Genomic DNA, 20,304 nt, shown 5'->3' on the forward strand with positions numbered 1-20,304 from the left:
CGCGATGCTCTTGCACATGGCTCACAAAGCATCGCGACTGAAGTCGCTCCCACCGTTTCAAGAACACAGATCCCATCCGCATAGTGCAGAATCAGCGAACCCCGCGATACACGTGAAACTTTGATGCCATCCAGCGGTTATTCGCTACGCGCCCACGTCGTCGAAAGCCTGACCGATATCAAGCGGCCGGATGTGCCGCTGCGGGTGGTGTTGCGCAATACCGCGGCGGTGGTGCTGCCGCTGGGCATCGGATTGGCCACCGGGCATACCGAAATTGGACTGGCTATCGGCGCCGGTGCGCTGGATACGATGTTCTCCGATCAGCCGGGACCCTACCGCCAACGCATGCAGCAGTTGTTGCTGGCCTCTCTCGCGGCAGGGCTGGCCTCGCTTTGCGGCTTCCTGATCGGCGGTCAGCTGTTGCTGATACTGGCAGCCACCGCCGCATTCGGTTTCTTTGGCGGGCTGCTGGTGGTGTTCGGTACGGATACCGCACGAGTCGGCATGACCAGCATGATCCTGCTGGTGATCACCGCATCAACGCCGACCTCGCTAACGGGAGCACTCAGCGGCGCGGCGCTGATCTTCTCCGGCGGCCTGCTGCTCACGCTCTTTTCGCTGGCGGCGTGGCCGTGGCAACGCTACTTGCCGGAACGCCATGCGCTGGCCACCGTCTATGCCGGCCTGGCTGTACTGGCCAGGCAGCAAACCCGCGACGATACCGACGTACCGGCACTCACCGATGCGATGACCACGTTGCAGCAAACGCTGCTTGGACGGCATCGCGCGCACGGCCGCGCGATGGAAGCGTTTGGCGTGCTGCTGGAACTGGCCGAACGCATCCGGCTGGAACTCACCGCGATGACCGAGCTGCACGCCAACCCATCCATCCACGCGATGTTCCGCGACGACGCCGCGCGCGTGCTGGCCGCGATTGCCGACGCACTGCAACAGGGCGAGTCGCCCGAACAGGCCGCACGCGCACTGGGAACCCTGCAGGCCAGCGAGCACGCCTTGCTTGACGGCAGCAGCAACACCGATGGCCTGAACGCACATATCCATGCCCTGTCCGGCCAGCTGGCCGCTGCCGTGCGCAACGCGGACTGGGCTGGCAGCCGCGGCGAACTACGCGCCAGCGCGGAAGAAACACGCCTGCCGAAAGCGCTGCGCAGCAGTTCCGCCAGAGCGACGCTGCGCGCGAGCCTCACACCACGTTCGGTAGCATTCCGGCACGCGGTGCGCACAGCAGTGTGTCTCAGTGCGGCGCTGTGGATCTCACGCCAGTTGAATCTACCGCACGGCTACTGGCTGCCCATGACGGCAGCGATCGTGCTGCGGCCGGACTTCGCAGCGACCTTCAATTTCGGTCTGCTGCGCGTGGTGGGCACCGTACTCGGACTGGTGCTCACGACGGTGCTGCTGCACATCACGCCCAGCGAGCCATGGACGCATCTCGCGCTGATGGCTGTGCTGTGCATGGCATTTCGCTATCTGGCTACCGCGCACTACGGCATCGCCGTGGCGGCGCTGACCGGCACGGTGGTGATCCTGCTTTCCCTGGGCGGCGTCAGTTCCAGTGCGGCCGTGATGGATCGGGTGATCAATACCGCGCTCGGCTGCGGCATCGCATTGGTGGCCTATGTTGCATGGCCCACCTGGGAGCGCGGCCGTGCGCGCGCCGCGCTGGCCGTGATGTTGGACGCCTACGCCAACTATCTGCGTGCGCTGGCGCAACCCGATCAGCACAACCTCCACCGCGAAATGCGCAGTGCATCGCGCACCGCACGTACCAATGCGCAGGCCTCGATCGACCGCATGCGCACCGAGCCGGCCACGCCACCAGAGCTGCTGGCGCTGGCGCGCGCCCTTTTCGCGAACAGCAATCGCCTGGCGCGTACCGCGATGACGCTGGAAGCGTTGATCGACGATCTCTCCACGCTGCCTGCACAGACCGAAATCAACGGCTTCGTTGATGCGGCAGCGAGTGCCTTGCAGATAGTCGCCACCGCGCTGCGCGAGCAAATAGCGATCGAGGCGCTGCCCGATCTGCGCACCCGGCAACGTATCTTGGTGACGCTGATGCAGGGCGCCGAAAATCCCGCCGCCGCCGAGTTGCTGGCGCGGATCAGCGACCGTCTGGTCGACAACGTGGACACCGTGGCATACGTGGTCGGGCGTAGTCAGCTTCAGCTCGCCGGCGTTTCTGCAGTGCAGCGCTGATCAGCGAGGATCAACACGCGAATCGATGAGGTCGGCACCACGATTGGCCCGCCAACCGGGGCTGCCTGGCGACTTGACGCGCAGATGGCGGAAAGTCCAGCAGCCGTGCAAAAATCTGCGCAGCCAGTCCGACTGGCTTACCATCGTTGCATGCCCGTGATGGACAGCTGCCTGCCACTGATCGAACGATCTCGCGAACAGCATGACCGGTTTTCTTCCGGCTTTACGCAACACCCCGTGAGAGCTGCCTTTACCGTCCGGTAAATGGCGCCAACGTTATCCAGGGGAGATTTATTTATGCACAACCGTATTCATTTCATTTCGGGCCTGCCCCGCTCAGGGTCCACCTTGCTTGCTGCCCTGCTGCGGCAGAACCCGCGCTTCCATGCGGGCATGAGTGGTCCCATGGCCGGGCTGTTCAGCGCCCTGGTCGGTGCGATGGGTGGCAGCAACGAGTTTGCTGTCTTCATCGACGACGAGCAGCGCCAGCAGCTTCTGCGCGGCCTGTTCGAGAACTACTACGCCACGTGCACCGAGGAGGTGGTGTTCGACACCAACCGCGGCTGGTGCGCGCGCCTGCCTGCGCTCAATCAACTTTTTCCCGCAGCGAAAGTCATCGCCTGCGTGCGTCATGTTCCGTGGATCGTCGACAGTATCGAGCGGCTGATCCGCAAGAATGCGTTCAGTCCCTCGGCGATCTTCAACTTCACACCGGGTGGCACCGTCTACACCCGCGCCAACGGCATCGCTGGCGCCGATGGCATGCTCGGCTACGCCTATGACGCACTGAAGGAAGCGTTCTACGGCGAGCACGCCGACCGCCTGCTGCTGATCCAGTACGAGACCCTCACGGAGGATCCGGCCAAGGCGCTTGCCGCCATCTACGACTTCCTCGGCGAGGCGCCCTACGCGCACGACTTCGCCAACGTCAGCTACGACGCCACCGAGTTCGATCAGAAGGCTGGCACGCCCGGCTTGCATACCGTGCGTACCGAAGTGAAAGCGATTCCCCGCAACACCGTCTTGCCACCGGACCTGTTCCAGCGCTTCGCCAACGACGCGTTCTGGCGTGACCCCCAGCGCAATCCCGCCGGGGTGCGTATCGTCTGAGCTGGCGCACCCGACCGGTTCAACAGCCATTCGCAAGATCCTGGCAGGTATGAATTTGGCGCAGGCGTGCCGAACCAAGCGAGGGATTGCGTCAGAAAGTCCGCGCCGCAGACGCATAGAGGCATCGGTGAACCAGCCGCTACGACATTTGCCTGGTCCGACGCGACGTGGGCGCGCTGAGGTTTTACACTCCACCGATGCTTAAGATAGATACCCACGCCCATATTCTGCCCCGCGACTGGCCCAACCTGGCGACCAAGTTCGGCGACGACCGCTTTCCGGTGATGACGCATACCGAAGGGCGCCACCGCATCTACAAGGACAGCCGGTTCTTCCGCGAGGTGTGGGACTCGGCATTCGACCCGCAGACGCGCATCGACGACTACGCCCGTTTTGGGGTGGGTGTGCAGGTGATCTCCACCGTCCCGGTCCTGTTCTCGTACTGGGCGCAGGGCTATCAGGCGCTCGAGCTGCACCGTCATCTGAATGACCACATGGCTGGCCTGTGCCGCGATTATCCGCGCCACTATGCCGGCATCGGCACGGTGCCGCTGCAGGCGCCGGAGCTGGCGATCCGCGAGCTGGAACGCTGCATCGACGAGCTCGGCCTGCAGGGCGTGCAGATCGGTTCGCATTGCAACGACTGGAACCTGGATGCGCCGGAGCTGTTCCCGTTCTTCGAGGCAGCCGCCGATCTGGGCGCCGCGGTGCTGGTGCACCCGTGGGACATGATGGGCACCCCGACGATGCCGAAGTACTGGATGCCATGGCTGGTCGGCATGCCGGCGGAGCAATCGCGCGCGGCCTGCTGCCTTGCGTTCGGCGGCGTGCTGGAGCGGCTGCCTAAGCTGCGCGTGATGCTGGCCCACGGCGGCGGCAGCTTCCCATGGACGATCGGCCGCATCGAGCACGGCTTCCGGATGCGCCCGGACCTGGTCGCTACCGACAATCCGCGCAACCCCCGCGAATACCTCAAGCGCTTCTATTTCGACTCCTGCGTGCATGATCCGCAGGCGCTGCGCTATCTGCTGGATGTGACGGGCGTCGAGCAGGTGATGCTCGGCACCGACTATCCTTTCCCGCTGGGCGAGCAAGAGCCCGGTAGCGGCATCGAGGCACTGGGATTGGGCGATGTTGAGCGCGCCCGATTGTTTCATGGCACCGCGCTGGAGTGGCTGGGCCTGCCCAGGCATCGTTTCACCCCCGACATCATTTCTCAGGAGTCAGTATGAGTTTCATGCGCACCGCCAGCTCGATCGCCGCCGCCCTGGTCGCCACCTTGCTGCTGGGCGGCAACGTCCACGCCGCCGACGTCAGCATGGCTTCCGGCAGCGTCAACTTCAGCACGCCGAGCGACTGGCTTGGCATCATGGAAACCGAGGGCGATCCGGAGGTGCGTGTCTTCCAGGTACCCGACCCCTCGCCCACCGGCAAGAACAGCCTTGCACGCGTCACCGTGACGGTGAAGCAGGTACCCGACGCCGGTGGCTTCCAGCAATACATGGGCGATGCCAACGCAAAGGCCATGGCGCTGCCCGGCTACAAGGCCGCGGCCGTCGCGCCAAGCCCGAACAGCTACGTTTACACGGCGCAGGAAAACGGCACCCAGTTCAGTTACAGCGAGCGCTACTGGCTGAAGGACGGCCATGCGATCCAGCTGCGCTGCGTGCGCCCCGAGCAGAGCGAAGCCGGCGCCGCCTGGAAGGCCGCGTTCGACAAGGGCTGCAACGGGATCGCCGCACACTTGAAGTAAGCCAGTAGGCCCGACAACGACTCTCCCTCATTAGCAGGACGCGGCCGCAAATTGCCCCTCCCCCGCTTGCAGTGGAGGGTTGGGGTGGGGTCGCTCTTCCGCCACGCAAAATCAAAAGCCACCTCCTCCCAACCTCCCCTGCAAGCAGGTGGAGGAGCCGCTAAAACCGAGATCGCTCGATGTCCCAAACCTATGAAGCCAACCTCGACTGGGCCCTCGCGCAAGATGCCGCCGATCCTCTACGCAGCTTCCGCGACGAGTTTCTGATCCCGCCGCATCAGGGCCATGACGCTCGACCGGTAGAGAGCGTGTATTTCTGCGGCAATTCGCTGGGCCTGCAGCCACGTGCCGTGCGCGAAGCGGTGAACGCGGAACTGGACTACTGGGGCGAGCTGGGTGTCGAAGGCCATTTCAAAGGCCGTCTACCGTGGATGGACTATCACGAATTCGTGCGCGACGACCTCGCCGCCGTGGTCGGCGCGCTGCCCACCGAAGTGGTGGCGATGAACACCCTCGGGGTCAACCTGCACTTGATGATGGTGAGCTTTTATCGGCCGACGAAAGAGCGCCCCGCCATCCTGATCGAGGCCGGCGCGTTTCCCACCGATCGCTACGCCGTGGAGTCGCAGATCCGCTACCACGGCTTCGATCCGGCCAGCGCACTGATCGAGCTCGAAGCTGACGAACCCAACGGCCTGGTTTCCACCGCCGCCATCGAACGCGTGCTGGCCGAGCACGGCTCACGTATCGCGCTGGTGATGCTGCCGGGCGTGCAATACCGCAATGGTCAGACATTCGATCTCAGGGCAATCGCCGAGCTCGGGCACAAGCACGGCTGCGTGGTCGGCTTCGATCTTGCACATGCCGTCGGCAACCTGCCGTTGCAACTGCACGACAGCGGTGCCGACTTTGCGATCTGGTGCAGCTACAAATACCTCAACTCCGGCCCCGGCGCGGTTGGCGGCGCATTCGTGCACGAGCGCCACGCCAATGCCGTCTTGCCGCGCTTCGCCGGCTGGTGGGGTCACGACAAGACCACCCGCTTCCAGATGGGCCCGCAGTTCGTGCCCACACCCGGTGCCGACGGCTGGCAGCTGTCCAATCCGCCGATCCTCGCACTGGCACCACTGCGCGTTTCGCTGCAGATTTTCCGCCGCGCCGGCATGCAGGCTCTGCGCGAGAAATCGCTCAAGCTCACCGGCTACCTGGAATGGCTGGTACGCACACAGCTCAGCGACGTGCTGGAGATCGTCACCCCGGTCGACCCGGCGCGTCGTGGCGCACAGCTGTCGATTCGCGTACTAGGTGGTCGCGAGCGCGGCCGCGCACTGTTCGAGTACCTGATGGAGCACGGCATTATTGGCGACTGGCGTGAACCAGACGTCATCCGCATTTCCCCGGCACCGCTATACAACCGGCACGCGGATTGCCTCACGTTTGCGCAGGCGGTACGCGCGTGGAACCCTGCTAGCTGAGCAGATGCCGGCTGTTTGCGGGTACGTTGCAGCGCGTATTTCGCTGACTTTGATTGGGGACATCTTCGCCACATCCCGCTGACCAAGCTCGGTGATGTGCGGCAAGCAAGTGTTCCGCGTGGGACCGGCAATCGCAGCAAAAAAAGAGCCGGGCTTTCGCCCGGCTCCGATGCTTCTTGAATCTAATCCGACTTATTAGAAGAAGTCAGGGAAGATGCCGTTGGCGGAAGGAAACGCCTGTAGGCGATTCGGAATCACCTGCGCACCCGCCGGCACCGTCACCGCCGCGCCCGTCGTATCGCTGAGGATGAACGACTGGAAGCCATTGCCGATGCCCGTCCACAGGTTGGCGTTGCCTGCAGCATTGGTGAACAGCACATCCACCAGGCCATCACCGTTGAAGTCGCCGATCGTCGCGAACGAGTAACCCGCGGTGATCGGACGCACTCCAAGGCCAGCGATCGTGGTTCCGTTCATGAGCCACCAGCCGAACTGGTTGGTGCTGGCATTGGTCCACAGCAAATCAGTCTGGCCATCGCCATTGACGTCGCCGGCACCCTGCAGTTTCCAGCCTGCCGGGAAGTACTCGACGAAGTGCGGCGTAAACACACCACCCAGCGAACCACCATCATTGGTCCATATATACAGGTCGTTCTTCGGCCCGGTCCAGACGAAGTCCGCAACCTCACCGCCGTTGGAGCTGCTAAGTGTGAGGTTGTAGCCACTGGCTGCCGCAATCAACGGCGACACCGTGCGCGTCACCGTGCCGGGGTGCCCGGCTGTTGCAGAAGCGGTGAAGGTGCCGAACGTCCACCAGCCAACCTGAGCCGTGGTGTTGTTGCGCCATACCAACTGCATCAGGCTACTGGTGACGCGAGCGGCGCCGACAACGGTCCATCCTGTCGGATAGCTTCCGGCGTCGTACGAGGTGATACCCCCGTTACCGTCATTGAGCACGATGTAAAGCTCATTGGTGGCTGGATTGGTGAAGGCGAAGTCGGCAATGCCGTCACCATTGAAGTCACCGATGGCGCTAACCGTATAACCCTTGGTGACGCCATTCACGATGACGCTCTTGTCGACGGTACTGCCGATCATGCCAAGCTCGGTCAGCACACCTGTGGTGGGGTTGACCAAGGCCACGTCGGTACGGCCGTCGACCGGGAACTCGAACTCTCCGCTATCGCCAGGGAATTGCGTAGAGGCGGAGTTGAGGAAGTCGCTGGCCGCCATGGGAAGAAATTCAAGCCCAGTGGTATTGCCGATCTTGTTGTAGCTCACCGAAGCAACCACCAGGTTGGTGGCATTCACCGAGCCCAGGCCAGTGGCCATGCTGTAACCCGGGGTCGCCAAGTAGGCCGGTGCCAGGCTGCCGCTGTTCAGGCTAACCACACCGAACTGATCCTGCCCGCGGGTGTAGCAGTATGCCGTAATGGCAAAGCAGGGGACATCAATATCGCCCACGGTGACGTTGTTGAAAACGCAGCTATTGCCGGCCAGCGGCGTGGTCGACGAATTACAGGCGGCCAGCGAAGTCGCGTTGGGCGAACCTTGGGTACCGTATTCGCGAATGCCGAACTGGTACATCGCCGGATTCACATTGCCCAGGCCAAAGTTTTCCGGCCCGCCCAATGCCAAGGAGGTAGCCTGGTCCACCAAGGCCTGGATACCAGCCATTGACGGAGCAGCAAACGAGGTACCGCCAGCCGAGCTGAACAGCGTGTCATCGGTATTGTAGTCGCAGGGTGCACCACCGTTATCGGACTCGCAGAACAACAGCGCGTGACCGTACAGGCCGTTGGCGGCGAACAGGGATACGTCAGGAATCGTGCGCACATTGGCCGCGTTCGAACCGAAGACACCCACCTGCCAGCTCGGCTTGGCGAAAATTATGCTGGCGCCACCGCTACCGCCTGCCGTGCCCAGGAAATTCTGGCCAAAGCCGGTGTTGCAGAACGCCTCGCCATCGCCGGCACCGGGATGGCCCCGGCTGCCTTCCAGCGTGAACAGCGCGCTGCTCGCGCAGGTGTCGTTCCAGGTCTGCTCCGGCACGTAGCCCAGCACCGACAGGCCGTTGGCGGCGTTGGTGTTGCTCCAGTAGGTGGCCGTTTGGCCCACGTCGTTGAAGTCGGTACCACCCACAGCGGTGTTGTAAGGGGTGGTCGCCAGGCCGTTGACTGCCAGGCCTGAAGCAGCGGCCGGTTCATTCTGGTCACAACCGGCGGAGCCGGAATCGCCGGTCGACACGAACACCGTGGTGCCCTGGGAGATCGCTTCGCTCCAGAGTTCCTGGACTTCCTCTTCGCCCTGGCCCTGCTGAATTTCGCAGCCGCCGTAGCTCAGGCTCATGATCTGCGGCGCGGGATTTTCGCTATCGAGCAGATTTTCGACGGCGATGAACGGACCGAAATCCGTGTCGCTGTCGGCACAGGCAGCAAACGTGATGTTCGCATCGGGTGCGGCCGCGCCGGCCCATTCGGCATCCAGCGCTGCTTCGCCTTCGTCAGGAGTTTCACCCGGGTCCAGGCAGGAGCCGCCGCCGTTATCGACGCTGGCAAAGTTTACGACGCCGGCCGCATCGACAGGAAGGAACGCGGTACGAAACGTCGCGACGTCAGCCGGAAGGATATCGGAGCGCTCGAGCACGGCAATGGTCACGCCGGCACCACGAATCGGTGTGGTCGATCCGGCAATGGCCGTACCCGCCCACAACGCATTGACGTTGTAGATGGTGTTGAAATCCGCCGGAACGACATCGAATTGCGTTTGGGGATCCAGATCGCCCGGCGGATTGGTGAAGCCGGGTGCATTGGCAACACGGACAAAGTGGCCGGCACTGTTTTTCTTGACCGTGCCCACCATTTTCACCTGGGGCTTCGGGAAGAAGTTGTTCAGCGACGCGACGCCGGCAACAACCGGCGACAACGCCGCCGGAATCTGCTGGGCGCTGGCGTTGGCAAAATGTTTTTCGCCATTGACGGTGTAGTTGTGCAGCTGGGTATGGAATGCGCTCTGTACGGCAGCGACGTTGCCGGAGAAGTGCACCATCATGCCGGACTTGGAAATGCTGCCGACGCTCAGGCCCTGCGAGGTCAGCCACTGGGTGACCTTGGCGATGTCCTGCTTGGACGGGCCGAACTTGTCACCAAGCTCCTTCGCCTTCAGCCACTTGTGGAAGTAAGGCGATTTCGGGGTCGTCAGCTGGGTCAGATAAGACTCATAGCGGGCCTGCATGTCCGGGCTGCGCTTGAGCATCAGCGTCATGTGCTTGAGCTGTTTGCTGGAAACAAGCGCGCCGGCATCGTACTTGGCCGAAGCCACCGGCAACTTGCTGCCATTGAGCGTAACGAGCTTGCTGTTGTCGATGGCGTCCGTGATGAGCGGCGCCGAGGCCATCATCGGAATGTTCGGAGCGGCCTTGGCCGCCGTAGCCTGTACTGCCGGTACACCGCCGGCAAGCACCAGCCCACATGCGGCGGTAAGCCACATGAAGTGTTTGGTTTGCATTTAAATCCCCTGATTGATTGATCAATATTTCGTCGTACCGCTGCGAAAGCCGGCAACGTCATGACCCGCGATACAACCTGACTTCCCCTGAACCCCCCGAATTCCCCTTGACAAAGGTAGCAGAAAAAACTTTGAAAATGCGTTAGGAAGGGCGCCCCATTGTTGACGCACCTCGGCCTGCCGTCAGCATGGCTCACGCCGCATCCGGTGCGAGCACCGCTTTGATTTCGCCGCTGTTTTTCCTTGTAAAGGGGGGCGCCGAGCGCCGCTTGACTCAGGCGTTGAACGCATGATAAGTGCCGAAGAACGACACTCAATCTCTCACACACGTCCTGCTCTGTGGATGCCTCACCTGCCCCGCTCCGCGCACCACGAAGCGCTCGATGGTGAGCGACTCGGCGCCCATCGGCCCATAAGCGTGCAGGCGCGTGGTGGAGATGCCTATTTCGGCGCCGAGACCCAGTTCGCCACCGTCGGAGAAGCGCGAGGACGCGTTGACCATCACCACGGCAGAGCGCAACGCACGCACGAAGCGCTCTGCGGCGACTTCATCGCGGGTGGCAATGACTTCGGTGTGATCCGAGCCATGGCGACGGATGTGCGCGATGGCGTCGTCGAGGTCGTCGACGACGCGCACGGCCAGGATCAGCTCGAGAAATTCGGCCGCGTAGTCGTCCTCTGCGGCTGCATGCATGCTGGGTACCAACGCGCGGCTGCGCTCACAACCGCGTAACTCCACGCCACGTTTTTGCAGCGCATCAGCCGCCACCGGCAGCAACGCATCGGCAATGTCCCGATGCACCAGCAAGGTCTCCAGCGCATTGCAGACGCCAGGACGCGTGGTCTTGCCGTCGATCAGCAGGCTCAACGCCAACGCCGGATCGGCGGCGCGATCCACATAGAGATGGCAGACGCCCTTGTAGTGCTTGATCACCGGCACGCGGGCATGTTCGGCGACGAAACGGATCAGCCCCTCGCCGCCGCGCGGAATCGCCAGGTCGACGATGTCGCTGAGTTGCAGCAGTTCGATCATCGCTTGGCGACTGAGGTCCTCGATCAGCGTGAGTGCGGCGGCGGGAACGCCATGGGCTTCCAGTGCCTCGCGCAAGGCATTTGCGATCGCAATATTGGAATGCAGCGCCTCGGATCCGCCGCGCAGGATCACCCCGTTGCCGGACATGAGGCATAGCGCGGCAGCATCGGCGGTGACGTTGGGGCGCGCCTCGTAGATCATCGCCACCACGCCCAGTGGCACTCGTACGCGTTCGATCAGCAGGCCGTTCGGGCGCGTCTCGCGGCGTGTCACCAAGCCGACCGGATCGGGCAGTTGGGCCACCTCACGCAGCGCGTTGGCGATGGCGGCTACGCGCGACGCATCCAGCCGCAGGCGATCGAGCATCGCGCCCTGCACACCTTTGGCCGCAGCCTTTTGCATGTCTTCGGCGTTCGCGGCAAGCACTGCGTTGCTGTGCACCTCCAGCCGCGCGGCCATCTCGCCCAGCAACGCGCGCTTGGTCCCGGTGCCGAGTTCGGCCACGTGCTGGGCCGCGACGCGACAAGCGAGCGCTTGCGTCCGGATCGCGCTCGTCGTTTCGCTCATGCAAGGATCTCCGCATCGGTCAACCGCACCAGGTCATCCCGATGGATGACTTCATCACCGTAGCTGTAGCCGAGCCGTGCTTCGATGTCGCGGCTGTGGCACCCGGCCAGCCGGCGTACTTCGGCGGTGCCGTACTGGCTGATGCCACGCGCGATGGATGCGCTATCCGCGCCGCTGCTCTCGACCGTGATGATCTCCACCATGTCGCCGCGATTGAACTCGCCCGCAACTTCAGTGATACCGCCCGGCAGCAACGATGCGCGACCGCCATGGAGTGCCTTGGCCGCGCCGGCATCCACGCAAATGCGGCCCGGCCCGGCCGGTGCATGACGTAGCCAGTATTTGCGTGCCTGCATGCGACTGCGTCCGGCGCGGATCAGGGTGCCGCGCAGGCGCCCTTGCTCGAGCGCCCGCACCGTCGCTTCGCTGCGACCGTTGAACAGTGCCGTGGCAATACCCGCTGCGGCCGCCTTACTCGCCGCTTCCAGCTTGGTCCGCATGCCACCCGTACCCACCGGGCTGCCGCTGCCGCCGGCCATCGCCATGATCTGCGGGGTCAGCTCCGGCACGTCGTTGATCGGTCTTGCCGCGGGATCGAGCCGCGGATCGGCGCTGTACAGCGCATCGATGTCGGAGGCAATCAGCAGCAGGTCGGCATCGACCAGCGCGGCGACGATCGCCGCGAGATTGTCGTTGTCACCCAGCTTCAGCTCGTCCACCGCGACGGTGTCGTTCTCGTTCACTACGGTAAGCACGTCCAGCGCCAGCAACTCGCGCAGCGTGGCTCGCGCATTGAGATAGCGGCGCCGATTGCGCAGGTCATCGTGAGTCAGCAGCACTTGCGCCACTGGCCGTGCTGACAGCGATTGCCACAGCGCGATCATCGGCGCCTGGCCCAGTGCGGCCAGTGCCTGCCGTGCGGCGAGCGCACCGCCGGCAGCGGTGCGCTCGCGCAGCAGCGCGCGGCCCGCCGCCACCGCACCCGATGACACCAGCACCACTTGCCGACCGTCGGCGTGACTGGCGGCTATGAACGCAGCCAGCGCCGTGGCGAAACGCGGCGTGAGGCCGTCACCGTCGGCGGCGAGCAGGTTGCTGCCTACCTTCAGTACGGCGCGACGCCAGTGTGGCAAGGCCTGTTCGGAGAGCTCGACGCCGACGCTCATGCAGCGCCCTCAGCCAGCGGCGCGGGCGCGCGGTCGCCGTGACTTTTCGGTGCTGAAATCACCAGGAAGCGGACATCCGCCATGCTCACGTTGTGCATCTGGTGCGCTGTTCCTGGCGGCACGTGCAGCCCTTCACCGCGCTGCAGCCGATGCCTCGTGCCGTCCAGCTCGAGTACCGCTTCGCCTTCGAGCACGTAGAAAAACTGGCGCGCCCGGACATGCCAGTGGCGCTGCTCCGCCGTTCCCGGCGGCATCCGTTCCTCGATGACACTCAGGTCATCGCCGCCGAGCAGGTGCCAGCCTTCGCAGGCTTCACCCCAGTGATAGTGCTCGGCGTTCTCCTTGCTCATCGCAGCCATGTCGCCCCCGTCTTCAGAAGATCAATCAGCCGTCCAAGAGATCAAGTCGTTCCTGCAGTACGTCCAACCGCAAATCATGGCCCGCACCGGGCGACACCCGCGCAGCGAGGCTGCTCTCTGGTGTGCGCCCGTGCCCGGCGGAGCTCGCCGTTTCCGCCGCCGCGCGATAGGCATCGCGGAACGGGACCCCAGCGGCAGCTTGCTCGATCGCCACGTCGGTGGCGTACATCGCCGGATCGATCGATGCACGCATCGATGCCTCATTCCACTGCATGCGCGCGAGCAGATCCGGCACCAGTTCCAACGCGGCCAGGCCGTGCCGGCAGCCGTGGAACAGCGAGCCTTTGGAGAACTGCAAGTCACGCTGGTAGCCGGACGGCAGGGATAGCAGTTGCTCGATTTCGGTGCGCGCCGCGGCGACGCTGGCATAGCTGGCGCGCAACAGTTCCACCACGTCCGGGTTGCGCTTGTTCGGCATGATCGAGCTGCCGGTGGTGTATTCATCCGGAAGCTTCACGAAATTGAATTCCGCCGTGGTGAACAGCGACAGATCCCAGGCTAGCCGCCGCAGGTCGAGCAGCGCACTGGCGATTGCCTCGAGCACCGCCATCTCGAACTTGCCTCGCGACAGCTGCGCGTAGATCGGGCTGACCTGCATGCGGGCAAAGCCGAGTGCTTTCGTGGTGTGTTCGCGATCGAGCTTGAGGTTAACGCCATAGCCAGCCGCCGTGCCCAGTGGATTTGCGTCGATCCATTCGGCAGTCTGTCGCGCACGCCGCGCGTTGTCGATGAAGCCCTCCGCAAAGCCGGCAAACCACATCGCCGTGGACGACACCACCGCGCGTTGAAGATGGGTATAACCCGGCAGCGGCAAGGCTGGCTGCGCAGCACGCTCGAGGCATACCTTCGCGATCTCACGGCAATGCAGTTCGAGCACGGCAAGTCGGTCCTTCAGCCACAGCCGGGTGGCGACCAGGATCTGATCGTTGCGGCTACGTCCCGTGTGCACGCGGCGACCGGCGTCGCCGAGACGCTCGGTGAGTCGTGCTTCGATTGCCGAATGACCATCCTCGTAACGCTCGTCCAGCACGAAGGCGCCCGCACTGAAGTCCGCTGCAAGCGCGTCCAGCTCGCGCTTCAACGCGACGGCCTCGTCGGCGCTAACGACGCCGATATTCGCCAAACCTTCGACATGCGCCTTGCTGGCGGTGATGTCGTGCAGGAAGAATTCGCGATCCAGCAGCACGTCGTCGCCGGCGAGAAACTTCATGATCTTCGCGTCGATCTGGATGCCGGATTTTTGCCAGAGGGGCTGCGTCATATGGTTGTCCTCGTAGGAGCGCACCCTGTGCGCGAAAAGCGTAACGACTCGGTGGATCTTTCGCGCACAAGGTGCGCTCCTACAGCAACGGAATGGCGGTGTATTCGTCCACACCGATCGCACGATTGATGTTCTGCATGGCTTGCGTTGCCGCGCCCTTCAGCAGGTTGTCCAGCGTTGCCACCACCACCACGCGCTTGCCGTCGGCCGACAGTGCGAAGCCTCCGATTTCGACGTGATGCTTGTGGGCAATGCGGCTGACCCATGGCGCCTCGTCCACCACGGACACCAGCTTCTCGCCCGCGTAGGCATGTTGGAAACGCTGCAGCACTTCTTCGCGTTTCAGCGGGCGCGAGAGATAGAGATTGGTGGTGACGGTAAGTCCGCGAAAATGCGGCGCCACATGCGGCATGAACTCCACTGGCACGCCAAGCCGGAACGAAGCTTCCTTCTCGTGCATATGGCCGGTCAGCGCGTATGGCATCAGGTTGTCGCGCAGCTTGTCCGGATCGTTCTTGTCCGACGGCGAGGTGCCGGCGCCGGAATAACCCGACACGCCGAAGCATACCGGAGGCGCGGCCAGCAAATCTTTCAGCGGCGCGATCGAGAGCTGGATCGCGGTGGCATAGCAACCTGGATTGCTGATGCGCTTCTGGCCATGCCACTTTTCGCGGGTCAGTTCCGGCAGGCCGTAATACCAGTTCGGGTCGAAACGATAATCGGCAGAAAGGTCGACGATCAGCGGGTCGACCCCAGCTGCATCGAATGCCGCGACGCAGACTGCCGCCTTGCCGTTCGGCAACGCCAGGATCACCACATCAGCGCCCAGGCTCGGCAGCTCTTCGTGTGCCGGCGAGCTGTAGCGCAGTTCGCCACGGTATTCGGCGACATGCGCATCGACGCGTTGGCCGTCCAGTTCCCGCGAGGAAACAAACACCAGTTCCAGCGCTGGATGCCTGGCAATCAAGCGGATCAGCTCGGCGCCGGTATGACCACGCGCGCCGACAATGCCGATAGTCTTTTTCAAAGTGTTCATGACGTTCAATCCACCAGCGTCGGTTGTCGTGTGGCGCAATGCGCCACGCAGCGGGCGATCGTGTCGAAGCCGTCCATGCCGTACCAGTACACTTTCCAGCGCGGTTGCTTGAGGCTGCCGTCGCACTCGGCGTCGTAGAACGGATTGACCGGGTTGCCGGCACGCGAGCGCCAGAACAGCTGAGGGTTCTGCTCGCGCATCACCAGCCACACGGCGCGACCGAGACCTTCACCTTGCGCGTCGTCGAGCACGGCGAACTTGTCCAGATAGGCAAGCCCGTCTTCCTCAGTGAGGATCATCGCGGCACGATAGTTTTCGCTGACGTAGACATGCCGCGGCTGGGTGCGCTCGAAGTAATCAGCGACCAGCGTGCGGCCAAAGCTGGATTCGATCAGCGTGCGCATCCGCACTAGGTCGATGCCATCCCACGAGTTGAACGTCAGCACCTTCTCCCCGCGCCGTACCAGCGTGCCCGAACCCTTGTGGGTGAACAATTCCTTGGCCAGTTCGGACGGCCGTGTAATCGACACCGATGAGGTGAGCGGCAAGTTCGCCAGCAGGTCGGCGATCTGTTCGAGCTTCAACCGCATGCCGCCGTTGAGCCACGGCTGCGCCATCAGGTGTTCGTACTCGGTCGACAGGTTGATCGAGTCGATCAGCTGGCCTTCGCCATCAAGCAGCCCGCCGGTGCCGGTGAGGAACACGATCTTGTACGGCTGCAGCACGCGCACCAGTTCGTTCGCAGCAAAGTCTGCGTTGATGTTGAGGATCTGCCCTTCCTCGGTCTCGCCCAGGCTGGCGATCACCGGGATCGAACCGGCGCGCAGACTGGCCTCGATCGGCGCCAGGTTGATGCTCTGCACCTTGCCGACCAGACCGTAGGTATCGCGATCGAGATAGCTGGACGTAAAGACACCCGACGGCACCGAGGTGGCGCGTGTATCCATCGTCTGCAGCGCTTCCACCAGCTTGAGGTTCTGCTGCTGGAATACCTTGCGCAAGATCGCCAGCGCCTGTGGCGAGGTAACGCGCAATCCGTTGACTGTCTGCTTCTCGATGCCGGCGGCGGACAGTTCCTCATCCAGTTGCGGGCCAGCGCCATGCAGCACTATGGGCGTGAGGCCGACCTGCTGCAGAAACGTCAGCGACGAAGTGAGATCGGCGAGTTCGTCGCGCAGCACCGCGCCACCGACCTTGACCACGGCGAAGCGCTTCGCATCGATCTGCGAGAAGCGCTTGAGGTATTGCTGGATTTCCTTCGCACTGCCCATGCTCGAGAGCAGGCGCACGATGGTTTTTCTTGTGTGCTTATGCGTTTCCACTATTCACGATCCGGTAGATGGTTTGTGCGTATTGCTGCAACTGATCGAGCGCGACCCATTCGTCCGCGCTGTGCGCCTGCGCGATGTCGCCAGGGCCATAGACGAACGCGGTGTAGCCAGCGGATGAGAAAAGCGCCGCCTCGGTCCAGAAGTCCACTGCGTTGCCGATCGGTAGCTCCAGTTCGTCAGCGATATCGCGAGCGGCCAGGCGGCGCTCCTCCGCCCGCGCAGTGTCGCCGGCCGGCAACGAGGCACCACGAAAGGTCTCGGTGAATTCCACGGGTTGCGGCTCGACCAAAGTCTGGAAAAGCTGCAGCAGCTGATCCGGATCCATCGTTGGCAGCGGTCGGAAGCCGAAACGCACTTCCGCCGTCGGCGCGATCATGTTCGCCTTGATGCCACCTTCGATGCGCCCGATGTTGAAGCGCAGACCGGTGAGACCGCCGAAGCGCTCATGCGATTGCGCAGCCACGAAGTTCAGGGCGGCATCGCCCCAACGCACGGTCTGGTGCAGCGCGCTGTCGCTCGGCTTCTGTTCGCCCGAGGCATGCCCGGCGTGGCCGGCAAAGCGCATCAGCACCGACTGGATGCCACGATGCGCCAGCACGGCTTCCGCCTTCGTCGGCTCGGCCACAATCACCGCGTCGTAGTCATGTGGCGTGCTGAGGAAGCCAGCGATGCAACGCGCATCGTTCGCTTCTTCATCGGTGGACAGCAGCAACGCCAACGGACCGTCGGTGGCATTCGCCACTGCCAGCAATGCCGCCGCCGCGCCCTTGATATCGCAGGCGCCGAGACCGATCGCACGATCCGACGTGACTCGAAGTTCGTGCGGACTCGCACTCCAGTGCGGTGAGTCGGGCACCGTATCCATATGCACGTTGAACAGGTAGCGCGGTTGACCGCGCACCGCGTGCAAGGTCACCGCGCCTGCGCCGTAGTCGGTCACTTGCACATCGAACCCTGGCAATTGGGCGCGCACGTAATCGAACATGCCGCCGGTGCCGATCGCACGCGGCGGATTGCGCGTATCGAATGCGACCAGCGCTTTCAAATGCTCAAGCGTGGCATCGAGCAGCGTGCTCATCCGCGGTTGACCTCGGCCCATAGCGTGCTGCTCATGCCGAACAGCTTGATGAAGCCTTCGGCCTCCTCCACACCCCAGTCGGCCGACTGCGCGTAGGTTGCGCCTTTGGCGTTGAGGATGTGCCTGGATTCGATCGCCACCGCGCTGACCACACCACCGTTCGTCTCCAGCACCACTTCGCCATTGACAGTGGACTGGCTCGACGCGAGGAACGCTTCCAGATCGGTCTTCAGTGGATCGTGGAAGAAACCCTCGTAGACCAGCTCCACCCACTTGCGTGCCACCTCGGGCTTGAAGCGGTTCTGCTGCTTGGACAACACCGCCTCTTCCAACGCACGATGTGCGGTCAGCAACGCGGTCAGGCCCGGCGCCTCGAAGATGATGCGGCCCTTCAAACCGATCGTGGTGTCGCCGGTATAGACGCCGCGACCGACGCCGTACTGCGCGAACAGGCCGTTCAATGTCGCCAGCAGCTTATGCCCGGCGATCTTCTCACCGTCGAGCGTCACGGCTTCACCCTTGACGAAGCCGATCTTGACGCGCAGCGGTTTGGACGGCCATTCGGAACGCGGCTTGCACCAGCCCACCGCACCCTCGCCTGGCGCCTGCCAGCGATCGATCTCACCGCCGGACATGGTCAGGCCAAGCAGGTTCTCGTTGATCGTGTACGCCTGCTGCTTCGCGCGCACGCCGAAGCCACGCTGTTCCAGATAGGCCTGCTCATACGCACGCGTCTGCGTGTGCTCTTTCTGGATCTCGCGGATCGGCGCCACGATTTCGTAGTCGCCGAGCGCCTTCACCGTCAGGTCAAAACGCACCTGGTCGTTGCCCATGCCGGTGCAGCCATGCGCGATCGCTTTCGTGCCCAATTCGTTGGCGCGCTTCAACGCAGCTTCGACAATCAGGTAGCGATCGGATACCAGCAACGGATACTGGCCCTGATAGCACTCGCCAGCCTGCACGAAGGGTTTGACAAAGCCTTCCCAGATTGCCGGGCCGCCATCGACGGTGACGTGCGAGGCAACGCCCAGCTCAGCCGCGCGGTGCTCGATGAACGCGCGCTCCTCGGCATCCACGCCGCCGGTATCGGCGAACACGGTATGCACGGCCCAGCCGCGCTCCTGCAGATACGGCACGCAGAAACTGGTATCGAGACCACCGGAGAAAGCGAGGACGATGTCTTTGCTCATGACTTGCGGATCCTGAAAGAGAAAACTGAGAGGGAGAAGATCAAGTGGATGCGACTACGGTGCGCGGCTCGCAACGCACCGGGAAATTCACGGAATTGGCGATGAAGCATCCGTGGTGGGCAGCTTCGTGCGCGGCCTCGGCCTTGGCGACATCACTGGCGGCGCTGATGGTGACCTGCGGACGTAGCACCACCTCGACAAAGTGGCCACCGTGCGCATCGGTTTGCATCGTGCCTTCGGCTGCATCGGAATACGCCGTGACGACGATGCCAGCCGTGGCGGCCACATGCAGATACGACAGCATGTGACAGGTGGACAGCGCCGCCACCAGCATGTCTTCGGGATTGTGCTTGGTGGAGTCACCTCGAAAGGCAGGGTCGGACGAACCGGCCAACATCGGCTTGCCCTCCACGCGAATCTCGTGCTCGCGCCCGTAGCCTTGATAGGTCTGCGTGCCGGTTCCGTGGTTGCCCGTCCACCTTACGTCGACACGGTAGTGATGCTGATGCCCCTTACTCATGCGTTGGAATCCTCTTGTAGAGACATAAGGTCGGCCAGCTCCGCGTCGCCATCAGCATCACGCTGCCGCAGGCCGTTGATCACCCCCATGCGATTCGCCTTGGGGTGGTTCTGGTTCAACTTGAACTTGCCTTCGATGCGCTCGATGTCGATCTCCAATCCGACGATGCCATGCAAAGCCTTCTCGATATGATCGGCCGGCGCATCCGACACCTTCCACGGTGATGGCAGCCCTGCCTCATGTCGATCGGTCAACCGCTCCAGCAGCGTGCGCAGCCACACCGCGTCCTCGATCACGCGCAAGCGGCCATGCACATGCACCACGGCATAGTTCCACGTCGGTACTTCGCGACCCGTCTCGTGCTTGCTCGGGTACCAGTTCGGACTGATATAGCCATCCGGTCCGCGGAAAATCACCAGCACGTCGGCACCATCGGCCTGCCGCAATTCGTTACCCCGTGCGACGTGCCCATGCAATACGTCGTCGCCGATCAGTTCGAACGGTAAATGGTTGGCTACCAGCCCGGCATCCGTGTCGATCACCACCGTGGCGAACGGATAGTCGCGGATCAAGCTGTGCAGGACGTCAGCACGCGTTTCATTGAAGTAGCTTGGCGTGTACATGGACCTTTCCTTGAG

General features: G+C 63.3%; 16 protein-coding genes. 5 read left to right on the top strand and 11 right to left on the bottom strand.

All coding sequences use genetic code 11. From position 1 onward, the window contains the following. Nucleotides 1-123 precede the first annotated feature (123 nt). From HDE77_RS16475 to kynU, 5 genes are all read left to right on the top strand, one after another. A complete protein-coding gene (locus tag HDE77_RS16475; RefSeq protein WP_184419007.1) occupies nt 124-2,220 on the top strand; it encodes an FUSC family protein in 2,097 nt (698 codons plus the stop codon). 297 nt (nt 2,221-2,517) lie between these two features. Continuing rightward, the gene (locus HDE77_RS16480; protein ID WP_184419008.1) at nt 2,518-3,330 is read left to right on the top strand and encodes a sulfotransferase; all 813 of its coding nucleotides are present in this window, start codon (nt 2,518-2,520) and stop codon (nt 3,328-3,330) included. A gap of 197 nt (nt 3,331-3,527) precedes the next feature. Further along, nucleotides 3,528-4,562 (top strand): amidohydrolase family protein, encoded by a 1,035-nt coding sequence (locus tag HDE77_RS16485; RefSeq protein WP_184419009.1) that lies wholly within the window; start codon nt 3,528-3,530, stop codon nt 4,560-4,562. Continuing rightward, nucleotides 4,559-5,083: a hypothetical protein gene (locus HDE77_RS16490; RefSeq protein ID WP_184419010.1), complete on the top strand. Its 525-nt coding sequence runs from the start codon at nt 4,559-4,561 to the stop codon at nt 5,081-5,083. Before HDE77_RS16485 ends, HDE77_RS16490 begins: the two co-directional genes overlap by 4 nt. Before the next feature lie 179 nt (nt 5,084-5,262). Then, nucleotides 5,263-6,558 carry a kynureninase gene (kynU, locus tag HDE77_RS16495; protein ID WP_184419011.1) on the top strand — a complete coding sequence of 432 codons (1,296 nt, stop codon included), beginning with the start codon at nt 5,263-5,265 and terminating at the stop codon, nt 6,556-6,558. A gap of 195 nt (nt 6,559-6,753) precedes the next feature. On the opposite strand, the gene HDE77_RS16500 is transcribed toward kynU, so the two are convergent. The 11 genes from HDE77_RS16500 to HDE77_RS16550 form a co-directional block, all read right to left on the bottom strand. Further along, nucleotides 6,754-10,065: a protease pro-enzyme activation domain-containing protein gene (locus HDE77_RS16500; RefSeq protein WP_184419012.1), complete on the bottom strand. Its 3,312-nt coding sequence runs from the start codon at nt 10,063-10,065 to the stop codon at nt 6,754-6,756. Between the two features lie 313 nt (nt 10,066-10,378). Further along, nucleotides 10,379-11,665: a glutamate-5-semialdehyde dehydrogenase gene (locus HDE77_RS16505; protein WP_184419013.1), complete on the bottom strand. Its 1,287-nt coding sequence runs from the start codon at nt 11,663-11,665 to the stop codon at nt 10,379-10,381. After that, the gene (proB, locus tag HDE77_RS16510; protein WP_184419014.1) at nt 11,662-12,831 is read right to left on the bottom strand and encodes a glutamate 5-kinase; all 1,170 of its coding nucleotides are present in this window, start codon (nt 12,829-12,831) and stop codon (nt 11,662-11,664) included. Before proB ends, HDE77_RS16505 begins: the two co-directional genes overlap by 4 nt. Continuing rightward, complete coding sequence (locus HDE77_RS16515) at nt 12,828-13,190, bottom strand: cupin domain-containing protein (RefSeq protein ID WP_184419015.1); 363 nt, start codon at nt 13,188-13,190, stop codon at nt 12,828-12,830. The genes proB and HDE77_RS16515 overlap by 4 nt, the downstream gene beginning before the upstream one ends. A gap of 25 nt (nt 13,191-13,215) precedes the next feature. Beyond that, on the bottom strand, nt 13,216-14,511 hold the full coding sequence (gene argH, locus HDE77_RS16520; RefSeq protein WP_184419016.1) for an argininosuccinate lyase: 1,296 nt from the start codon (nt 14,509-14,511) through the stop codon (nt 13,216-13,218). Nucleotides 14,512-14,590: 79 nt separating this feature from the next. After that, nucleotides 14,591-15,547, bottom strand: a complete 957-nt coding sequence (gene argC, locus HDE77_RS16525) for an N-acetyl-gamma-glutamyl-phosphate reductase (protein WP_184419017.1) — start codon at nt 15,545-15,547, stop codon at nt 14,591-14,593. A gap of 5 nt (nt 15,548-15,552) precedes the next feature. After that, nucleotides 15,553-16,818, bottom strand: coding sequence for an acetylglutamate kinase (locus tag HDE77_RS16530; protein WP_255482775.1), 1,266 nt, complete (start codon nt 16,816-16,818; stop codon nt 15,553-15,555). A gap of 37 nt (nt 16,819-16,855) precedes the next feature. Continuing rightward, on the bottom strand, nt 16,856-17,956 hold the full coding sequence (locus HDE77_RS16535; RefSeq protein WP_184419019.1) for an acetylornithine deacetylase: 1,101 nt from the start codon (nt 17,954-17,956) through the stop codon (nt 16,856-16,858). Next, complete coding sequence (locus HDE77_RS16540) at nt 17,953-19,146, bottom strand: argininosuccinate synthase (protein ID WP_184419020.1); 1,194 nt, start codon at nt 19,144-19,146, stop codon at nt 17,953-17,955. Before HDE77_RS16540 ends, HDE77_RS16535 begins: the two co-directional genes overlap by 4 nt. Nucleotides 19,147-19,186: 40 nt before the next feature. Beyond that, on the bottom strand, nt 19,187-19,666 hold the full coding sequence (locus HDE77_RS16545; protein ID WP_184419021.1) for an OsmC family protein: 480 nt from the start codon (nt 19,664-19,666) through the stop codon (nt 19,187-19,189). Next, nucleotides 19,663-20,289 (bottom strand): FMN-binding negative transcriptional regulator, encoded by a 627-nt coding sequence (locus HDE77_RS16550; protein ID WP_184419022.1) that lies wholly within the window; start codon nt 20,287-20,289, stop codon nt 19,663-19,665. Before HDE77_RS16550 ends, HDE77_RS16545 begins: the two co-directional genes overlap by 4 nt. Between the last annotated feature and the right edge of the window lie 15 nt (nt 20,290-20,304).

This window comes from Rhodanobacter sp. MP7CTX1 (genome assembly GCF_014205795.1).
Taxonomy (GTDB): domain Bacteria; phylum Pseudomonadota; class Gammaproteobacteria; order Xanthomonadales; family Rhodanobacteraceae; genus Rhodanobacter.